Annotated in this window: 13 protein-coding genes; 4 read left to right on the top strand and 9 right to left on the bottom strand. The window is 40.6% G+C overall.

The window, feature by feature from the left end:
- Positions 1-350: 350 nt before the first annotated feature.
- Complete coding sequence (locus GW828_RS09125) at positions 351-4805, bottom strand: PAS domain S-box protein (RefSeq protein WP_273058129.1); 4455 nt, start codon at positions 4803-4805, stop codon at positions 351-353.
- A 658-nt stretch (positions 4806-5463) separates the two neighbouring features.
- On the opposite strand from GW828_RS09125, the gene GW828_RS09130 reads away from it, so the two are divergent.
- Positions 5464-6300 (top strand): mechanosensitive ion channel family protein, encoded by an 837-nt coding sequence (locus tag GW828_RS09130; RefSeq protein WP_124014786.1) that lies wholly within the window; start codon positions 5464-5466, stop codon positions 6298-6300.
- A gap of 24 nt (positions 6301-6324) precedes the next feature.
- Complete coding sequence (locus GW828_RS09135; protein ID WP_273058128.1) at positions 6325-6519, top strand: hypothetical protein; 195 nt, start codon at positions 6325-6327, stop codon at positions 6517-6519.
- Here the strand turns inward: GW828_RS09135 and GW828_RS09140 are convergent.
- The 7 genes from GW828_RS09140 to GW828_RS09170 form a co-directional block, all read right to left on the bottom strand.
- Positions 6511-6864, bottom strand: a complete 354-nt coding sequence (locus GW828_RS09140; protein WP_124014788.1) for a YkgJ family cysteine cluster protein — start codon at positions 6862-6864, stop codon at positions 6511-6513. The genes GW828_RS09135 and GW828_RS09140 overlap by 9 nt on opposite strands.
- 192 nt (positions 6865-7056) lie before the next feature.
- On the bottom strand, positions 7057-7917 hold the full coding sequence (locus GW828_RS09145; RefSeq protein WP_273058127.1) for a DMT family transporter: 861 nt from the start codon (positions 7915-7917) through the stop codon (positions 7057-7059).
- A 254-nt stretch (positions 7918-8171) separates the two neighbouring features.
- Complete coding sequence (locus GW828_RS09150) at positions 8172-9002, bottom strand: EAL domain-containing protein (protein ID WP_273058126.1); 831 nt, start codon at positions 9000-9002, stop codon at positions 8172-8174.
- A gap of 567 nt (positions 9003-9569) precedes the next feature.
- On the bottom strand, positions 9570-10277 hold the full coding sequence (locus tag GW828_RS09155; protein ID WP_273058125.1) for an SDR family oxidoreductase: 708 nt from the start codon (positions 10275-10277) through the stop codon (positions 9570-9572).
- Positions 10278-10357: 80 nt separating this feature from the next.
- Positions 10358-10816: a DUF302 domain-containing protein gene (locus GW828_RS09160; protein WP_273058124.1), complete on the bottom strand. Its 459-nt coding sequence runs from the start codon at positions 10814-10816 to the stop codon at positions 10358-10360.
- 161 nt (positions 10817-10977) lie between these two features.
- Positions 10978-11298, bottom strand: a complete 321-nt coding sequence (locus tag GW828_RS09165; RefSeq protein ID WP_124014792.1) for a heavy metal-binding domain-containing protein — start codon at positions 11296-11298, stop codon at positions 10978-10980.
- A 243-nt stretch (positions 11299-11541) separates the two neighbouring features.
- Positions 11542-11835: a hypothetical protein gene (locus tag GW828_RS09170; RefSeq protein ID WP_273058123.1), complete on the bottom strand. Its 294-nt coding sequence runs from the start codon at positions 11833-11835 to the stop codon at positions 11542-11544.
- Between GW828_RS09170 and GW828_RS09175 the strand changes: the two genes are divergently transcribed.
- Positions 11817-12692 carry a CLCA_X family protein gene (locus tag GW828_RS09175; RefSeq protein ID WP_273058122.1) on the top strand — a complete coding sequence of 292 codons (876 nt, stop codon included), beginning with the start codon at positions 11817-11819 and terminating at the stop codon, positions 12690-12692. The two genes, GW828_RS09170 and GW828_RS09175, sit on opposite strands and share 19 nt — an antisense overlap.
- A 182-nt stretch (positions 12693-12874) precedes the next feature.
- Here the strand turns inward: GW828_RS09175 and GW828_RS09180 are convergent, their stop codons facing one another.
- Positions 12875-14176 carry a Xaa-Pro dipeptidase gene (locus GW828_RS09180; RefSeq protein ID WP_273058121.1) on the bottom strand — a complete coding sequence of 434 codons (1302 nt, stop codon included), beginning with the start codon at positions 14174-14176 and terminating at the stop codon, positions 12875-12877.
- A gap of 552 nt (positions 14177-14728) precedes the next feature.
- Here GW828_RS09180 and GW828_RS09185 point away from each other — a divergent pair.
- Positions 14729-15850, top strand: coding sequence for a cysteine desulfurase family protein (locus tag GW828_RS09185; RefSeq protein WP_273058120.1), 1122 nt, complete (start codon positions 14729-14731; stop codon positions 15848-15850).
- The last annotated feature ends 2 nt before the right edge of the window (positions 15851-15852 follow it).

A 15852-nucleotide genomic window follows, 5' to 3' on the forward strand; every position in this document is an offset into this window, starting at 1 on the left:
TCAATTTGGACAAATTGTCTCAGATCATATTTTAGCTCAGGACGTGATCGCGCAGTGAACGACAGTGATTCAGTTGAGATTGTATGGCGTGACTGATTCATTTTGCTTATAGATCAAAATGAATCAGTGAAAATGAAAAAATTTTTGCGGCCATTATCAGCTAGATGGGGATAACGGGTGAAGCTTGATGCTTATTTTGAATAGCAATAAGCTGGCGTAAAATAACTGACTACTGCCAGAGTATGATGTATTTAAGAATACCCATCAGTTTGGGCAAGCTCTGCTAATCGGCCTATGTTCGCCGCGCTAGACTTGAGTTAGCCCTGTGCTTTGAGCAAAATCAAACAAGGCTATTGGCATAAGCTAACAGTATTATCGATGTCATCGAATGCGAGATCTAAATCAACCAGACTCTCACAGGCTGCATCAAGATGCCCTTGCAGATATTGATGCTTTATCCCATCAGCAATAAAATGAATCTTACTATGATGGTGTTCAAATAGTTGAATATATTGCGATTCAAATAACTGCCCTTGCTTTTCTCGACGGATCCAGTTGCCGCATTGACATGTCTGATCATCAAGAATGGGCCAAGGAATTCCTTCATCTGCAGAGGATAAAATCTTTTTGGCAAATTTCGCTCTCCACTGTGCAGTGATCAGTTTAAATATATCTAGGCTAGTTTGTTTGTTACTGTGATTTTGATTACCACCAATACGCCAACTTTTATTTGGAATATAATTGCTTAGCCATGGTAAAAAATCTTTTGCAGGCATAGGTTTGGCTATTCCATAGCCTTGAGCTTGCTCACAGCCCATGAGTAACAGCAGTAGGCCATGATTGGTTGTTTCAACGCCTTCGGCAATAACATTGCGGTCAAATGATTTCGTTAATGCAATGACTCCCTCAATGATGGAGTAGTCACTTGGGTCATCGAGTATGTCTCGCACAAAACTCTGATCTATCTTAATCGTATTCACCGGTAAACTTCTTAAATGAGTTAACGATGAATACCCGGTACCAAAATCATCCAGTGCAAAACTCACTCCCAGCCGGTTTTGGCATTCCTCAATAATATGATTAATGGTATTGATGTCGCCAAAAGCAGAACTTTCTAATATCTCTAGTTGCAAATATTGAGCATTATTATTGGGATACTGGCTTAAACTATCGTCAAGATGGGCAACAAACGTTGGCGTACGCAGATGATTTGACGAAATATTAACGCTAATTTCAAGTTTAATACCTTGTTTTTGCCAATCATCAAGTTGTTGTAAAGCCTGATTGATAACCCACTCGCCGATGTCGATTTCTAGTACGGTACCATCGATAAATGGTAAGAAATCTCCCGGTGAAGTGAGCCCTTTCTGTGGGTGGTTCCAACGTATTAAGGCTTCTACGCCAAATACATGTCCACTGACCATATTCACTTTCGGCTGATAGTAGAGCTGAAATTCATGGTTAGCAAATGCCTGTTGAATTTCTTCGAGGTGATGATTTTTTGGGATAATAAGCTGGTCAGAATCGGCACTGTACAATCGAGAACGATTTTTACCGGTTAATTTCGATTGGTACATAGCGTGATCAGCGTGACGCAATAACGTATCGATATCACCATTATCAGCAGGATATAAGGTCAGCCCACTAGAGACGCTAATACGATGTTGTATATCATCAATGATATAAGGTTCTGCTAACGCTTTATGGATTCGGTCTATGGTTACTTCATATTGTGAAGCAGACTTAATATCATTGAGTAATATGGCAAATTCATCGCCGCCTTGTCGCGATACGGTATCTTCTTCTCTAATACAGGCACTAATGCGGTTTGCGACTTCAATTAATAAGCGATCTCCAACATCATGACCATAGTTATCATTTACGGGTTTAAAATCATCTAAATCTAAGAAACACACCGCAAGTTGATGTCCTGTGCGCATACTATGAGCAATGGATTGTTGAAAACGATCTACAAATAACGCGCGATTAGGCAGTTTCGTCAGAACATCATAGTGAGCCATTAAATTCAGTTGGTCTTGTTGTAGCTTACTGTTGGTGATATCAGAAAACATCCCAACATAATGAGTCACTTCATTTTGGCTATTGGTTAATGATGAAATAGTGAGTAATTCTGCATAGAGTTGCCCTTGCTTTGTCCTGTTCCATACTTCGCCTTGCCAGTATCCATTTTCTGAAACTGCGTGCCACATCAGTGCATAAAATTGCGGACTTTGTTTACCCGAACTCAATATGTTTGGTGTATTACCAATAATATCTCCTCGGCTATAACCGGTTATTCGGGTGAATGCTGGATTAATATCAAGTATCTGTTGTTTGGCGTCGGTAATCATGATGCCTTCATGGGTATCACTAAACACCCTGGAGAATAATTGCAGTCTTTCTTGCGCTTTTTCTCGCTCCGCAAGTAACCTTGATTGTTTGATGGCACTGAAACTTGACGCAGAAATGATATCGGTGAGTTTGGTATAAAATCGCATTCCATGGGCGACTTCATCACGGGTAAAGCGCGGCACTTTATCGAGAGCGGCAAGGTACGCCTGTTCATCAAAGCCATATTGGTGTGCTTGTTGGCGAAATATCTCAACATCAGGGATTTTATCCTGATAAAAGAACTGACCAATGAACACATTGCCGAGATGCTTGCCACCAATAACAATAGGGGTAACCATTTCGTACATATTGTTTTTGCAGTTGTATTCCTTAAATGTATTGTGCTCCACATTGAGTGTGAGCACTGTATCGCTCTCTATACAATTTTTTCGTGTTTGAGGATGGCAGCGATGAAATTGGGTACAGATATCTTGCCAACCTACGCTGACGAGAATATTTCCTTCGATATCAAGTACGGCACCTAACATGCCGGTCAAATCATAAAAATCATCCATCAGAGATTGCAGCGCTTCAGCATCAATGATATCCGATAGCGATAAGGCACCAATGTCTGCATCGGGCTCTAATATTGCTTTGAGCTTGTTTTGGATGGTTGCTTCACTTTTGCGTAAGGTATCTTCGGCTTGTTTGCGCTCAGTAATATCTTGGATAAAACCGGCTATCTTTTGCACTTCACCTGCGCTATTTGTGATCAATTGTCCTCGACATTCTATCCAGCGCTCTTCACCATCCTTGGGTCTAATGATCCGATATTCAACATGGTGTTCTCGGCCAGTCAAGAAGCATTCTTTAACTGATGCCATAAAAGTGTCAATGTCACTTTTATTCATCACGTTACAAAGGGTTTGCGGATCTGCTTTGGCGTTTTCAACCAGTCCAAATAACGCACACATTTGATCAGACCAAACGGCGGTTTTCTGGTCGGGCAGTAACTCCCAATAGCCAATTTTGGCATAAACTTGCGCTTCTTTTAGCCTGGTCTCACTTTGCTTAAGTTGTTCCAATGATTTCTTATAGTTAGTGACATCTCTGGCTACACCTAAAATACCCACTAAGTGACCATGATTGTCTTTCATCGGTGTTTTTATGGTTTCGACCTGTTCAACGTGACCGTCACTGGCAAATGTCAGCGATTCTTCATTGACGGTGGATTCACCGGCGTGGAGTGCTTTGGCATCATTGTGGCGAAAAAAAGTAGCAAGCTCATGGCTGACAAAATCAAAGTCGGTCTTACCGATGATTTCATGTTCCTTGGCGCCATACATTTCTTCAAATTTGGTGTTACAGGCTAAATAACTTCCTTGGGTATCTTTCAACCAAATCATATCAGGCACAGTGTTTAATAAAGCTTTTATCATTGCCTGACTCGATTCAAGCTCAGAAAATAATGTCCGCTCTTCGGTAATATCCCTGAACACAAGTACCACACCACTGATATCACCAGCAGGATTGCGCATTGGCGCAGCTGAGTCGGCAATGTGATATTCAGATCCATCTTTAGCGATAAGCTTAGTGTGATTATCTAGGCCGACGATTGAGCCAGTATCGAGGACTCTTTTTACCGGGTTATTGACCGATTCAAGTGTGTAAGCATCAACAATATTAAACACTTTTGTAAGCGGTTGTCCTAATGCCTGAAGAGATGTCCAGCCGGTAAGTTGAATTGCTACAGGGTTTATATAGGTCACCGTGCCATGGGTATCGGTAACTATTACTGCATCACCGATAGAGCTTAAGGTAATCCGCAGTCTTTCTTCTTGTTTAAATAACGTCAGCAGGTGTTTGTTTATTCTTGTGTTGTAACGCAACAACAAACTCACAATAACAATCCCTACCATCAAGATAAGAGCCGCAAGCAATAGTTGCATGAGTTTAAAGGTGTGTAGATCGTCATTGATAACTTGTTGCAGGGCGGTTTCCACATGATCAACCGCAAGGTTAAACGCGATAAAGGCTTGGTCAAATTGTTGGTCAAGATCAGAACCAATAGCGGATGTGGATTGTGCATCCCAACGTTGTTGGGCCATGTGGCGAAATTTTTGCAGGTCGACTATGGTTTGGTCAATTTGCTGGCGTAAATCAGGATTATCAAGAGGCATGATGACGGTGTCGCCATTCTTACCACCATCAAGCATGACATGCGCATACCATAGTGATTTATCAAAATGAGCCCATACAGTCTCAATATCTATGCTGCGATCACCACTAATCGCCTCTTCAAACCACAAGTGTCCTGTTGTCGCCTCAAGCTTAATTTTGATAGCAGCATCGATCAGCGGAGAGTAACGAAACGCGATATCACGACCGGAGTTGAAGGAGTAATAAACGATTGCCATGATGAGCAAGGTTAGGGGAACAGAAAAAAGTAGTATTCTACGAGAGCCAGCTTCCATAAGATGCATCCGTGTCTGACATAATAAAAGCATATAATTAGCTAATTTAACAACAATGTAACTTTATGTAAAATATCATTGATTGAGCTTAATACTAATTTAACTCCTTGTCGCTAAACAAGCACCCTATATATACGCCAACTGACAAAAATGCCTAGAGCAGAAAGGTATTAGATTAATGCCCAAGCTTGTGATCATTAGCGATGTCATTAATGCGTTGATAATTATTTTGTAAATATGGCGTTTGCGACTCAACACAGTAGAGATATTTTTTCACGGATAATTTTCTGAAGGCTAAATACTTTCAAGTGACATCAACAATCAAAGCTGTCTAATCCTATTCTCAATGCTGAGTTATCTGCTCACTAACCTGAAATCGGGATGATATATGAGAATATGATGATAAAGATCATCACCTTAGACGTTAACCAAAAACAAACTCATGATTGATGTTACTCATAAGGCGAATGGACGCATTAATAGCGGGTCTATGACAGTTAATTCAACGCTATTCGCAACAAAAAGCACTGTTTGAGAGGTGTTTGTTATCCAATGTATAGGTTAATTACCTTGTTTTATGTTGGTATTCCCCATAAAGTACTGGGCTGAATAATATTGGTTCAGCATGATGAATACAAAATTGATATAGGTTGTAGGTTTGGTAGATAAAATAGCATTAGCAGTCGATTTTCTTCTCGAGCACAAATTATTGTTAACAGTGTTGATAATAATACTCATCTCAGTGATTAAACGCTTTATCATTTCAAGTATACGTGGCGATGTCGCATTTCTTTCTGATGTGCAACGCAAATGGATGTCGCGTACTAAAAATGGCACATTTATCTTAATATTGGTGGTGTTATTTGTACTTTGGCAGACCGAAGTCAGCAAATTTGCATTGTCAGTAACAGCCATCGCAATTGCTTTAGTCATCGCCTCAAAAGAGATTATTCTGTGTTTTACCGGCTCGATACAACGCGCGAGTTCACGCTCATTTGTGATTGGTGATTGGATTGAAGTGGGTAAGATATACGGTGAAGTGATAGAACATAACTTAATGGCCACAGTGATCCAAGAGATTGATCTGGACCAAGGCCAATACCATTACACAGGTAAAACCGCCACGCTGCCAAATAGTATGTTTTTTACCTATGCGGTTAAAAACCTTAATTTTATGAAACGTTACGTTTATCATAATATTACTATTACTCTGGTGCAGTTTGTTAACCTGTATCCGCTGTTTCCTGGACTTACTCGTCAAATAGAACAGCACTGTGAAGATTTTATTGAAGTGGCCAAGCGCTACAATAGCGTGATAGAAAAACACGCCGGTGTCGATTTACCGGGCAGTGAACCACACATTCATATTACCAGCGGTATAAATGGTGAGCAGAATGTACATATTATGATTTTTTGCCCCACTGAACGCGCGATACATTTAGAGCAGCTCATAAGAGAAGACTTTATGATTGCTTTTCAAGAACACTTTGGCTAATTCAGTTAACGCTCTCTGGCGGTAATGATTCACACCGCAGAGCATGACGAGTCTCAGTGTCATACTGAGGCGAGTCATGCTACTTCATTAAGCTTTAATGCGGCTAACTCTTATGTAAGCTTTGTTCTTCACAACCACATTAATATTGCGCGTCAATCCGGGTTTTCGCCTGCTGTTACAGACCATTATCGGTTAGATGTTGCTATGCGCTTACACTAATACTTGGCGGGTATTGGCAATATAGTGATGGATCTGAGCTTCTACTTTTGAGTCAATCATCTTTTCAGGACCACGACCTTCAGGGCAAGGCATACGCGGTGTCGTGCCAAATACTCGGCATATCAAAGGGCGTTCCTCATACACTTCACAGCCATTAGGGCCTAAATATACGCAGTTCCATTCATTTAGCGCGGCTTCATGTTCTGCGGCCGTTTTGACTGGCAGGCGCGACATTTCTTCAGACGAGGTCGTTACTGGGCCACAGCAATCGTGACAACCCGGCACACATTTAAATGAAGGAATACGCTCGCGGAGAAGATCGACTATCTCTATGTTACTGTTCATTAATGACTCATTGGTTTGCGATTACCCATCATTATAGTCTCATCGCCAATGAACTAAAAGCGGCAAGGTGTTTAAGTGGCTAGACTGGTAAATGTATCTGTTGTTGGTAGTCGAATCTTTGCTGATAACAGGTGAGGCAAAGCGCAGCCCGATGAACATAAACCGAGCGCGCCATAACGCCTTTAGTCAAAACTAGTTTTTAGAAAATTTGATATAAATAAACAGTGACAGCAGAATCACTCCGCCACCGATAAGCTTTTGTACCTCAACCACTTCATTAAGAAAGCTAATAGACAAGATTAATGTCCAAATGGGTTCTAAAATCATGATCAATGAGGCCGTTTCTAATTTAACGTTAAACTGGCCAAGGGTTTGTAATAAGTAGCGCACGCTGGTGGCAATCACAGTGGAGACTGCAAACCAAAAGAACAGCTGGCCATTGAGTTCAAAATGCTCAGGTGACACCAGCGCCATAATCACACTACCAGCAACCCCCACCATGAATAATTGAACGCAGATCGATGTTAATGGCTTTATATTGGTCAGAACTCGCTTGTTAAGTACAAAATGTAATGACAGCAAGGCCGACGACAATAAGAAAAACCATTGACTGTTATCCACTTCCCAGCCCGTTGTGATGGTCAATAACATAATACCAATGCAGGCTATAGGCAGCGTTATCCAAAACATGCGGTTGGGTCTAACTTTGAATAATAGCCAAGAAATAAATGGCGCAATAATCATTGCTAAACTCATGATAAACGCGCCTTCAGACAGGGTATCTGAAATGGTAATCGCATGTACCCATACTTCAATCGATGCCGCTAACACAAGGCCAACGCCACACAGCGCGGCAATCTGTTTGCCTCGCAGGGCTAAAATCTGCTGATAGCAAAATGGTAATAAAATCAGGCTGGCGATTAAAAAGCGAGCTGCAATAAACATCTCACCAGGCATGTGTAAAATAACAAGTTTAGAGGCTATCCAGCCTACACCAGCAAGCATAGTGGCCAGTAATAAGAATAGTTTGCCGCGTAAAGCGTCTGTTTTCATCGATGATATTTCCAGCATAGGGGAGGGAAAGGGGCCAAGAGTTTGGCACCGCTCAATGATACAGGATTACGCAAAGACATAGGTAAATGAATTGGTTGAAATGGGCATAAAACGCTTATAAACGTCAGTCAAAACCTTAAGTTAGCCCGCGTAGAGGTGTCGTCTCTTAGTGACTATCTCGATGACTATCTCGAGTCGGTAATCGCTAAGCAAAATCGGCCTAAGGATGATGATTTAACCCCTTAAGCTGAGGTTTAAATACCTGCACCATCATGTAAACTTTGCTTGTGGGAATGTTTAGCTTTACTTTCATAGCGGGATATTTCATCAAAATTAACTTGCGGTAGGCTCTCAAAGCCAGGTTTTGCAAACAAATAGCCCTGCATCAGGTCAATGCCAGAATCGCGCAACCAGAGCATTTCTTCGATGGTTTCTACGCCTTCGGCTAACGAGGTAATGTTAAGCTCAGCAAACAAGTTGACACAATTTTTAATAATAGCTTGTCGGGTACTATCCTGGTCGATATTACGAATAAGCTTCATATCAAATTTGATGATGTTGGTTTGAAAATCAGCCAATAATCCCAAACCGGCATAGCCAGAACCAAAATCGTCTAGTGCAGTGATAAATCCTGATTTCTTATAATACTCAACAATACCCTTAACAAATTCTGTATCGCTGATGTTCTCATTTTCAGTAAATTCAAACATGATTCTATTGGTTGGAAAACCATACTCTTTCGCGGCTTCTAAGGTGGTTCTAATACAGCGCTCAGGTTTATAAATGGCATTGGGAAGAAAGTTGATACTAAGCATGGAGTCTAGTTTGAGCTTAGCAGCCAGTGCAATGGCTTTCACTCGGCAAAGCTGGTCAAATAAATAACGATTATCATCATTGACTTGATCGATAACGGAAAAAGCAGATTCATTTTGTAAACCGCGAACTAATGCTTCATAGCCAAATATAGTATTGGTTTTACAATTAATAATTGGCTGAAAAGCCATGGTGAAATCAAAATCAAGGCTGCTTTTATCAAAACATTTATTACAAGAAAATCTGTCATAAATTATCGGCTTTGTTTCCATTATCGCAACCTCACTAAATATAACGCCCGCTTAAGCTATGCAGTAACGCAACCTAGGTTTTGCTTGACGTCGTACTGATTAAAGTACAAATGCAGCAGGTTACAAATTAACTTAAAGTGTTCGTTGAATTAAGCCGCTATGCGGCAAGAAGAAGATAAACACATCTTCATTGTGTCGTAGTCAATATTGTAACTATCGACTTAATTAATATTGTCTAACTATGCCTATTAATACCAAAGTATCATAACGATATTAACGATACAGTCATCAAAACAACATCTTACCAATTTAAACCGGTAAGGCAAGCCAGCAGTAAATATCGCTGGATATTATTTTGTATTTAAGTGTAACCGGTTAAATTAGCCTCAATATCATGGTCAAAAAACATAATTCGCCCACTATTGTCGACCTAAAAACAGCCTCAAACTTATCCTAGACCATATTTAGCGGTAAATTGATCAATCGCACCCGCCCACAAAGCCAATAGCCTTGATAACACGCGTTCAATAATAAGCAAACATTAGGCAAAAAGTACGCTGAGTCGTCACACATTCAAGCTGCCACATATTAGAACGGCAGTTGCTCACCGTTAAAATTGTAAAACTCACCCGTGTTAGCAATCGATAACTGGTCAATCACCTTTATAATCCCCAATGCAGAATCGATAACCTTAACCCGTGCTGTGCTACCGCCCATGTCAGTTTGAACCCAGCCAGGATGAACCGATACCACAGCAACATTATCATCAACAAGTTCTTGAGATAAATTCACCGCCAGCATATTGGCAGCGGCTTTAGACATTCGGTAACCATACCAATCGACGCCTTGTGGTTCTGTTAATGATCCTTTGGACGATGAGATAATAGCGATTTTACATAAACGTGTTTTGTTTAATAGGGATAATAAACAATGGATTAAAAATAATGGCCCGAGCGCATTCACTTTAAAGCACATTTCAGCATCAGCATAATCGATAGCATGAATACTGTGATTATCGCGATCCAAATAGCCTGCATTATTAATGATTAAATCAATACTAATATTTTGCTGACAAAGATTATTGGCTAAACGGTGAATGGTATCTGGGCATGTGATATCCATTGATTCAATCAATAATTTATCAGCAAACTGCGCCTGTAACGACATTAGCTCAGTCGTTGTGGCATCATCGCGACAGGTCGCAATAACCCGACAGCCGTTAATAAGGTATTGCTCAGTTAAGGCCAAACCAATGCCTCTATTTGCACCTGTGATTAATACCACTTGGTTATTCATTTAACACCTCAAAATATATTGTTATACGCAGCACTGCTGATAAATATGCTATATAAGTTGTTGATTAATATCATTCTACATTATAGCGGTTTGGACGTTGCAGCAATGCTTAATGTATTGAGCGCGGCGGCTATTTTACTCATAACCATATCGCAGCCTGCAATGTTATGACGCTGCTTAAGGTACTGCGGATTGTTATACGACAGCCAAACCTTATTATCAGCGTCTTCACTGATCAATGCCTTTTGGGGCAAGTCAATTGCCGCCAGTTGGTTACACTGGATTAATTGAGTGCCAATGTTCGGCTTGCCAAATACAATCACTTCAGTTGGTCTTAGCGTTAAATTAACCCCTGCCGCATTTTTCTGATGATCTATTCTGGCAAAAACCGTAAACCCTTTATCTTTTATGATCGCCTCAAACCTATCAGCAGTTTCTTTGGCCGAGTAATGGCTTTCAACAGTAATAAGGCTTTCTAGCGCCAGGGCATGAGTTGAGGCTATCAAGGTGACAAGGGCTAAGGAAATATTTTTAATCATAAAATTACCCATTAGTTATGTTCGATCACTCGCGAGATGGCGGCCTAAACTCGGACAAACAAACAGGTTAACAAGATGGTGAGAAGTACTTATCTCAGCCTTCATTCTTAACGAGCGATATTAATATGAGCTAAGTTTAGGTTAAGTAACCGAGCTATTTATTAGCGCGGCGCTAATTTCACTGCGGTACCAAAAGCCATTATTTCCGACGACCCATCCATAATGGCGCTTGTTGTAAAGCGGATACCCACAATCGCATCGGCATCTTTTTCAGCTGCACTGGCAACTAAGCGCTCAATGGCGACATCTCTGGCATCACTTAACATTTCGGTGTAACCGCGGATTTCGCCGCCGACAATGCTTTTTAAACCAGCCATAATATCTCGGCCAATATGTTTAGATTGAACAACATTACCCGTTACAATGCCGACAATCTCGATAATATCCCGACCAGGAATGGTTTCTGTTGTGGTATAAATCATAAATCCTCCATAAAAAATTGCGCTTAAACCACTGTACTGTGAACAGGGTTAAATAGACATTCAATGAGCGATACTTAAAAGGGCCCCCAAATACACCGGCTTACTCTTTAGGCGCATATCGTCATAAACAGCCGTAACGTATACGATCCATTAAGTGCTGGTGGCCGTACTAAGCCACTTAATAGGTTCTTAATGGACCACTTAATAGAAGAGTAAAATAAACTCGGTGATTATGCAGTGCTTTTAATTTAATCTGTTTAGCCTTATTTTGATTAAATAAGCATTTAAATGAATAAAGGTTAAAAATTTACCGAGGGTAATACTTTTATTTTTGCATAAAGCTGAATAAAAATGCTTATCGCATACTGGTGGATGAGGTTGCGCCAAGAAGACTTTTACCACCATTAGCTTTTTTATTGGACGGTTGATGGCGTTAAACATGGCATAATTACCCACTGAGTTCAGCATTCGTTTTTTGTAAACGTGTTTATAATCGCTTTCGTGTAATAGAGGTTTGTTTGGCTTCACATCATTCATTATTAAATCATCAGCGTCATTTTGAGCGCATTGGTCCCGATTATCGCAATGGTGATTCGGTGAGCTTTTTAGATATCAAGCACACCTTCGGTTTACAGCACATAAGAGTGGGCAAATGGGTTAATCGCGAAGAGTCGGCATTAGCGGCTAACTTGATATTTGATTCATTAGCCGATCTGGCCAATATACTCTGCGTACCACCAGAGCTAATTGGTTTGCGCGGCAGTTTACGCTTTGCCTTTGGCCATGGCGGCCAAAAGGGCGTGCAGGCACACTATTCACCAGCATATCGAGAACTGGCGTTAGCCAAAAATGCCGGCGCAGGGTCGTTAGCTCATGAGTTTTGGCATGCGTTCGATCATTACATAGCCGACAAAATGTTTGTTGATGACACTCTACTGAGTCAAGATGAGTACATGAGTCCGGCTAACCGGTATGCATGTGCTACCGACCATTGGCTTGCAGACAAAGCATTAGTTGCTCATCCTCTGAACCAACAATTATCTAAGCTATTTGAAATCACTTTTTTAAACAGCAATGGCCAAGAGCCACACGAGTATGTGAGACGGTCAATCGCGTTAGATAAACTGCAAGCTTGTCATTACTTTGCCAAACCAACCGAAATGATGGCGCGCGCATTCGAAGCCAGTATTGAAATGTACTCACAGGCTAATGCCGAAATATCTAATCCATACTTAGTTAACAGCACGATTAACTCACCTTTAGCTAAACATGGTGCTTACCCAGATACCCAACACCGCCGTGAAATCTATCAAGCACTATTGGCCTATTTCGAACCCTTAGGGATAGCGTTTGATAAACACAATCGAGACAGTCAACCAGCGCTTAATGTATAGCCTTGTTATAGATAAAAAGATTTGAACCAGCTAATGATTGAACGAATTGACATGCTTCTGAGATCTGACGGTCTATCTGTTAGATATGAAAAAGGCCTAGCGTTTAAGATAGGCCTTGGTATTTGATTGCTAAAGCTATCCAAGCCAATCGGGCTGTGGCATAACCAATAGCGGTTAGCTAATTAAAGCTTTTTGTACACTACGCCATCTTTCATAACAAAAGTGACGTTTTCCATCAAGCTAATGTTATCTAGCGGATTGCCATCAACAGCAATAATATCAGCCAAGAATCCGGCTTTAATTTGACCTAAGTTGTCTTGTTTTATTAAGGCGGCACTGTTAATGGTTGCAGCCTGAAGCGCTTGAACTGGCGTCATACCAAAGGTGACCATGCGTGAAAATTGCTTACCATTGTCTCCATGGGGATAAATCGCCGCATCTGAACCAAACACCATCTTAGCGCCAGCCTTAACGGCTTTTCTAAAGCTGTCACGCTGGGCTTGTGACACCTGCTTTTCTTTATTGATATTGGCTTCTGGTACGCCGTTAGCGGCACCATAGGCGAGGGTGTATTCGGTGTTATAGATATCGCAAGACAAGTAAGTGCCTGCTTTTATTGCCATCTTAATGGCTTCATCGTCCATAAAACTACAATGCTCAATACTATCGATACCCGCGCGTATCGCATCTTTAATGCCACTAGTGCCATGTGCATGGGCGGCGATAACAAGGCCGCGCATATGCGCTTCATCTGCGGCAGATTTAAGTTCTTCGTAAGTCATTTGTTGCGCACCGACTTGAGTACCTTTAGAAAAAACTCCGCCAGTGGCACAGACTTTAATCGCATTGGCACCGTATTTTATGTTTTCACGTACTTTGGTGCGCACTTCCAAAGGACCGTCGGCAACACCTTGAGCTTTTGCATGGGCTTCTGGAGCGGGAAAGTTATCATCGCAATGTCCGCCGGTGATACCAATTGCATGGCCTACGGCCCAAATACGTGGACCAGGAATATCGCCAGCATCTATTCCATCTCGGGTGGCAATCACTGAATAGCCAGATGCTCCTAAGTCTCGTACTGTGGTAAAGCCTGCGAGCAAGGTTTTCTGAGCATTTTTAACCGCTTTAACAGTTTGCCTTGGTACTGAATAATTCATCGACTCTAAAAAATTATCTTCAGCATCGCCAGATAAATGCACATGCATATCCATCACTCCTGGCACCAGCGTTTTACCTTTAAGATCAATCAAGCTGTAATCGGCTTTATTCGTAATGTTTGCCGCGGTGGTAACCTTAACGATGTGATTGTTAGAGATAATTATCGCTGCATTATCAACGCTTTTTCCTTTAGCTACATCGATATAGGCATCAGCCAAAATCAAGGTGTCTTGGGCAAACGCTGGAGCAATAAAAGTGGAACATAAGCTCAGGCTAAGTGTGAGTTGAATTGCACTAATCTTGTTTCTTTTTAGAGGAATGGCCATTGGTAAAATCCTTTGTTGTTATTATTATGCATTTCATTATTAATTAAACTCATAAGGGGCAGAACTGAGGTTAGCGGTGCAAAAATCAATGATGAGGGCTAAATTATATTAACCACTTGTTAAATTTAATCGTAGTTATTTTATGTATCAATTTGTATTAGCTGATAGTTATCGGGTGAGCGGTTTTAGCATGATGAAGCGAGTGTTAATGCTGAGATAAAACCCATAAAAAAGCCACTCGCGAGTGGCTTGATAAAGAGTAATTTTTTACTAAAAATCTATTATTTATACCAAATCAGACTTATCCAGAACCTGCTTCAATCTCGCAAAGGTGTTCATGGTTTCATTGGCTGGCATAGGTGTGAATAAATCAAGTTACGATGGAGTATTTTGAACCTTTAGGACAAGGGGTTGCTAAGCAAAACAAGTGATGGTTCTTCAAGAAAATACCAAGGTTATGCTATGGATTGTTGTATTTTATTGAATTTTTCATAATTGTAGAGTTCAACTTGTGTTAATATTTTTACAAATAACTTATCGATAAATACTAGTATGATCTACTTTGATACCGCAGCCTCATATCCTCTATTGCCTGAAGTTAAAATTTCTCTGATGAATGCTTTTGAGACATTTTATGCAAATTCAGCATCCAGTCATTTGATGGGCTCTATTGTCCAAAAGGAAATTGATCAAGTAAGAGAAAAACTAGCTGATTCAATCGGTGCTTATCCAAGTGAAATTGTGTTTACTAGTGGCGCAACGGAATCAAATAACATCGCTTTTAAAAGCTTGCTGTTAAGTGGTGACATCCCTGCAGGAAAAAACCATATAATCACATCCACCATTGAGCACAAGTGCGTATTAGCGATATGTGATTATTTTAAATCGATTGGTTTTGACGTTACTTACATTAAACCTAATCTAGATGGCATTATTTGCCCTAATGATGTTAAGGATGCCATTAACGAAAAAACGGCATTAGTGTCGATAATGCACGTCAATAACGAATTAGGCACAATTAATCCGATTGGTGAAATTGGCAAATTATGCTCTGAAAACAATGTTCTATTCCATTCAGATGCAGCCCAGAGTTATGGGAAAACAGAGATCGATGTCGATGATTTTAATATAGATGTCATGTCATTTTCCGCTCACAAAGTCGGTGGCCCAAAAGGCACTGGCGCGATCTACATACGAGATTTACGCCACAGGAAACTTTTGCCAGTTATTCATGGCGCTGGCCAAGAGCAAGGTTTGAGAGGCGGAACAATTGCTGCGCCGTTGATTATTGCTTATGGCACCGCGATTGATTTATTCCCGAAATATTACCAATCGTTTTCTGAAATGCGCATAAAAGAGTACTTAATTGAAGGGCTCATTAATGAAGGGATTGGCTTTAACATAAATGGCCGAACTAATGCCTTACCTCATTGTTTGTCCTTAACACTATTGAATACCAACGTAGCGTTAATGATCAGAGATAATGATCAGAGAATTAGTTTAGCTCAAGGTTCAGCTTGTTCTTCAAAAGAAATTGAAGCTTCGCATGTATTAACATCTTTAGGTTTAACGCGTGAACAAGCTGAAGATACTATTAGACTAAGTTTTGCACTTGATGTGACATTTGAACAAATTGATATATTTATCAAAGCTGTAAAAAAAGCGACTAGATAGTC

Source organism: Shewanella vesiculosa (assembly GCF_009994065.1).
Lineage (GTDB): Bacteria > Pseudomonadota > Gammaproteobacteria > Enterobacterales > Shewanellaceae > Shewanella > Shewanella vesiculosa.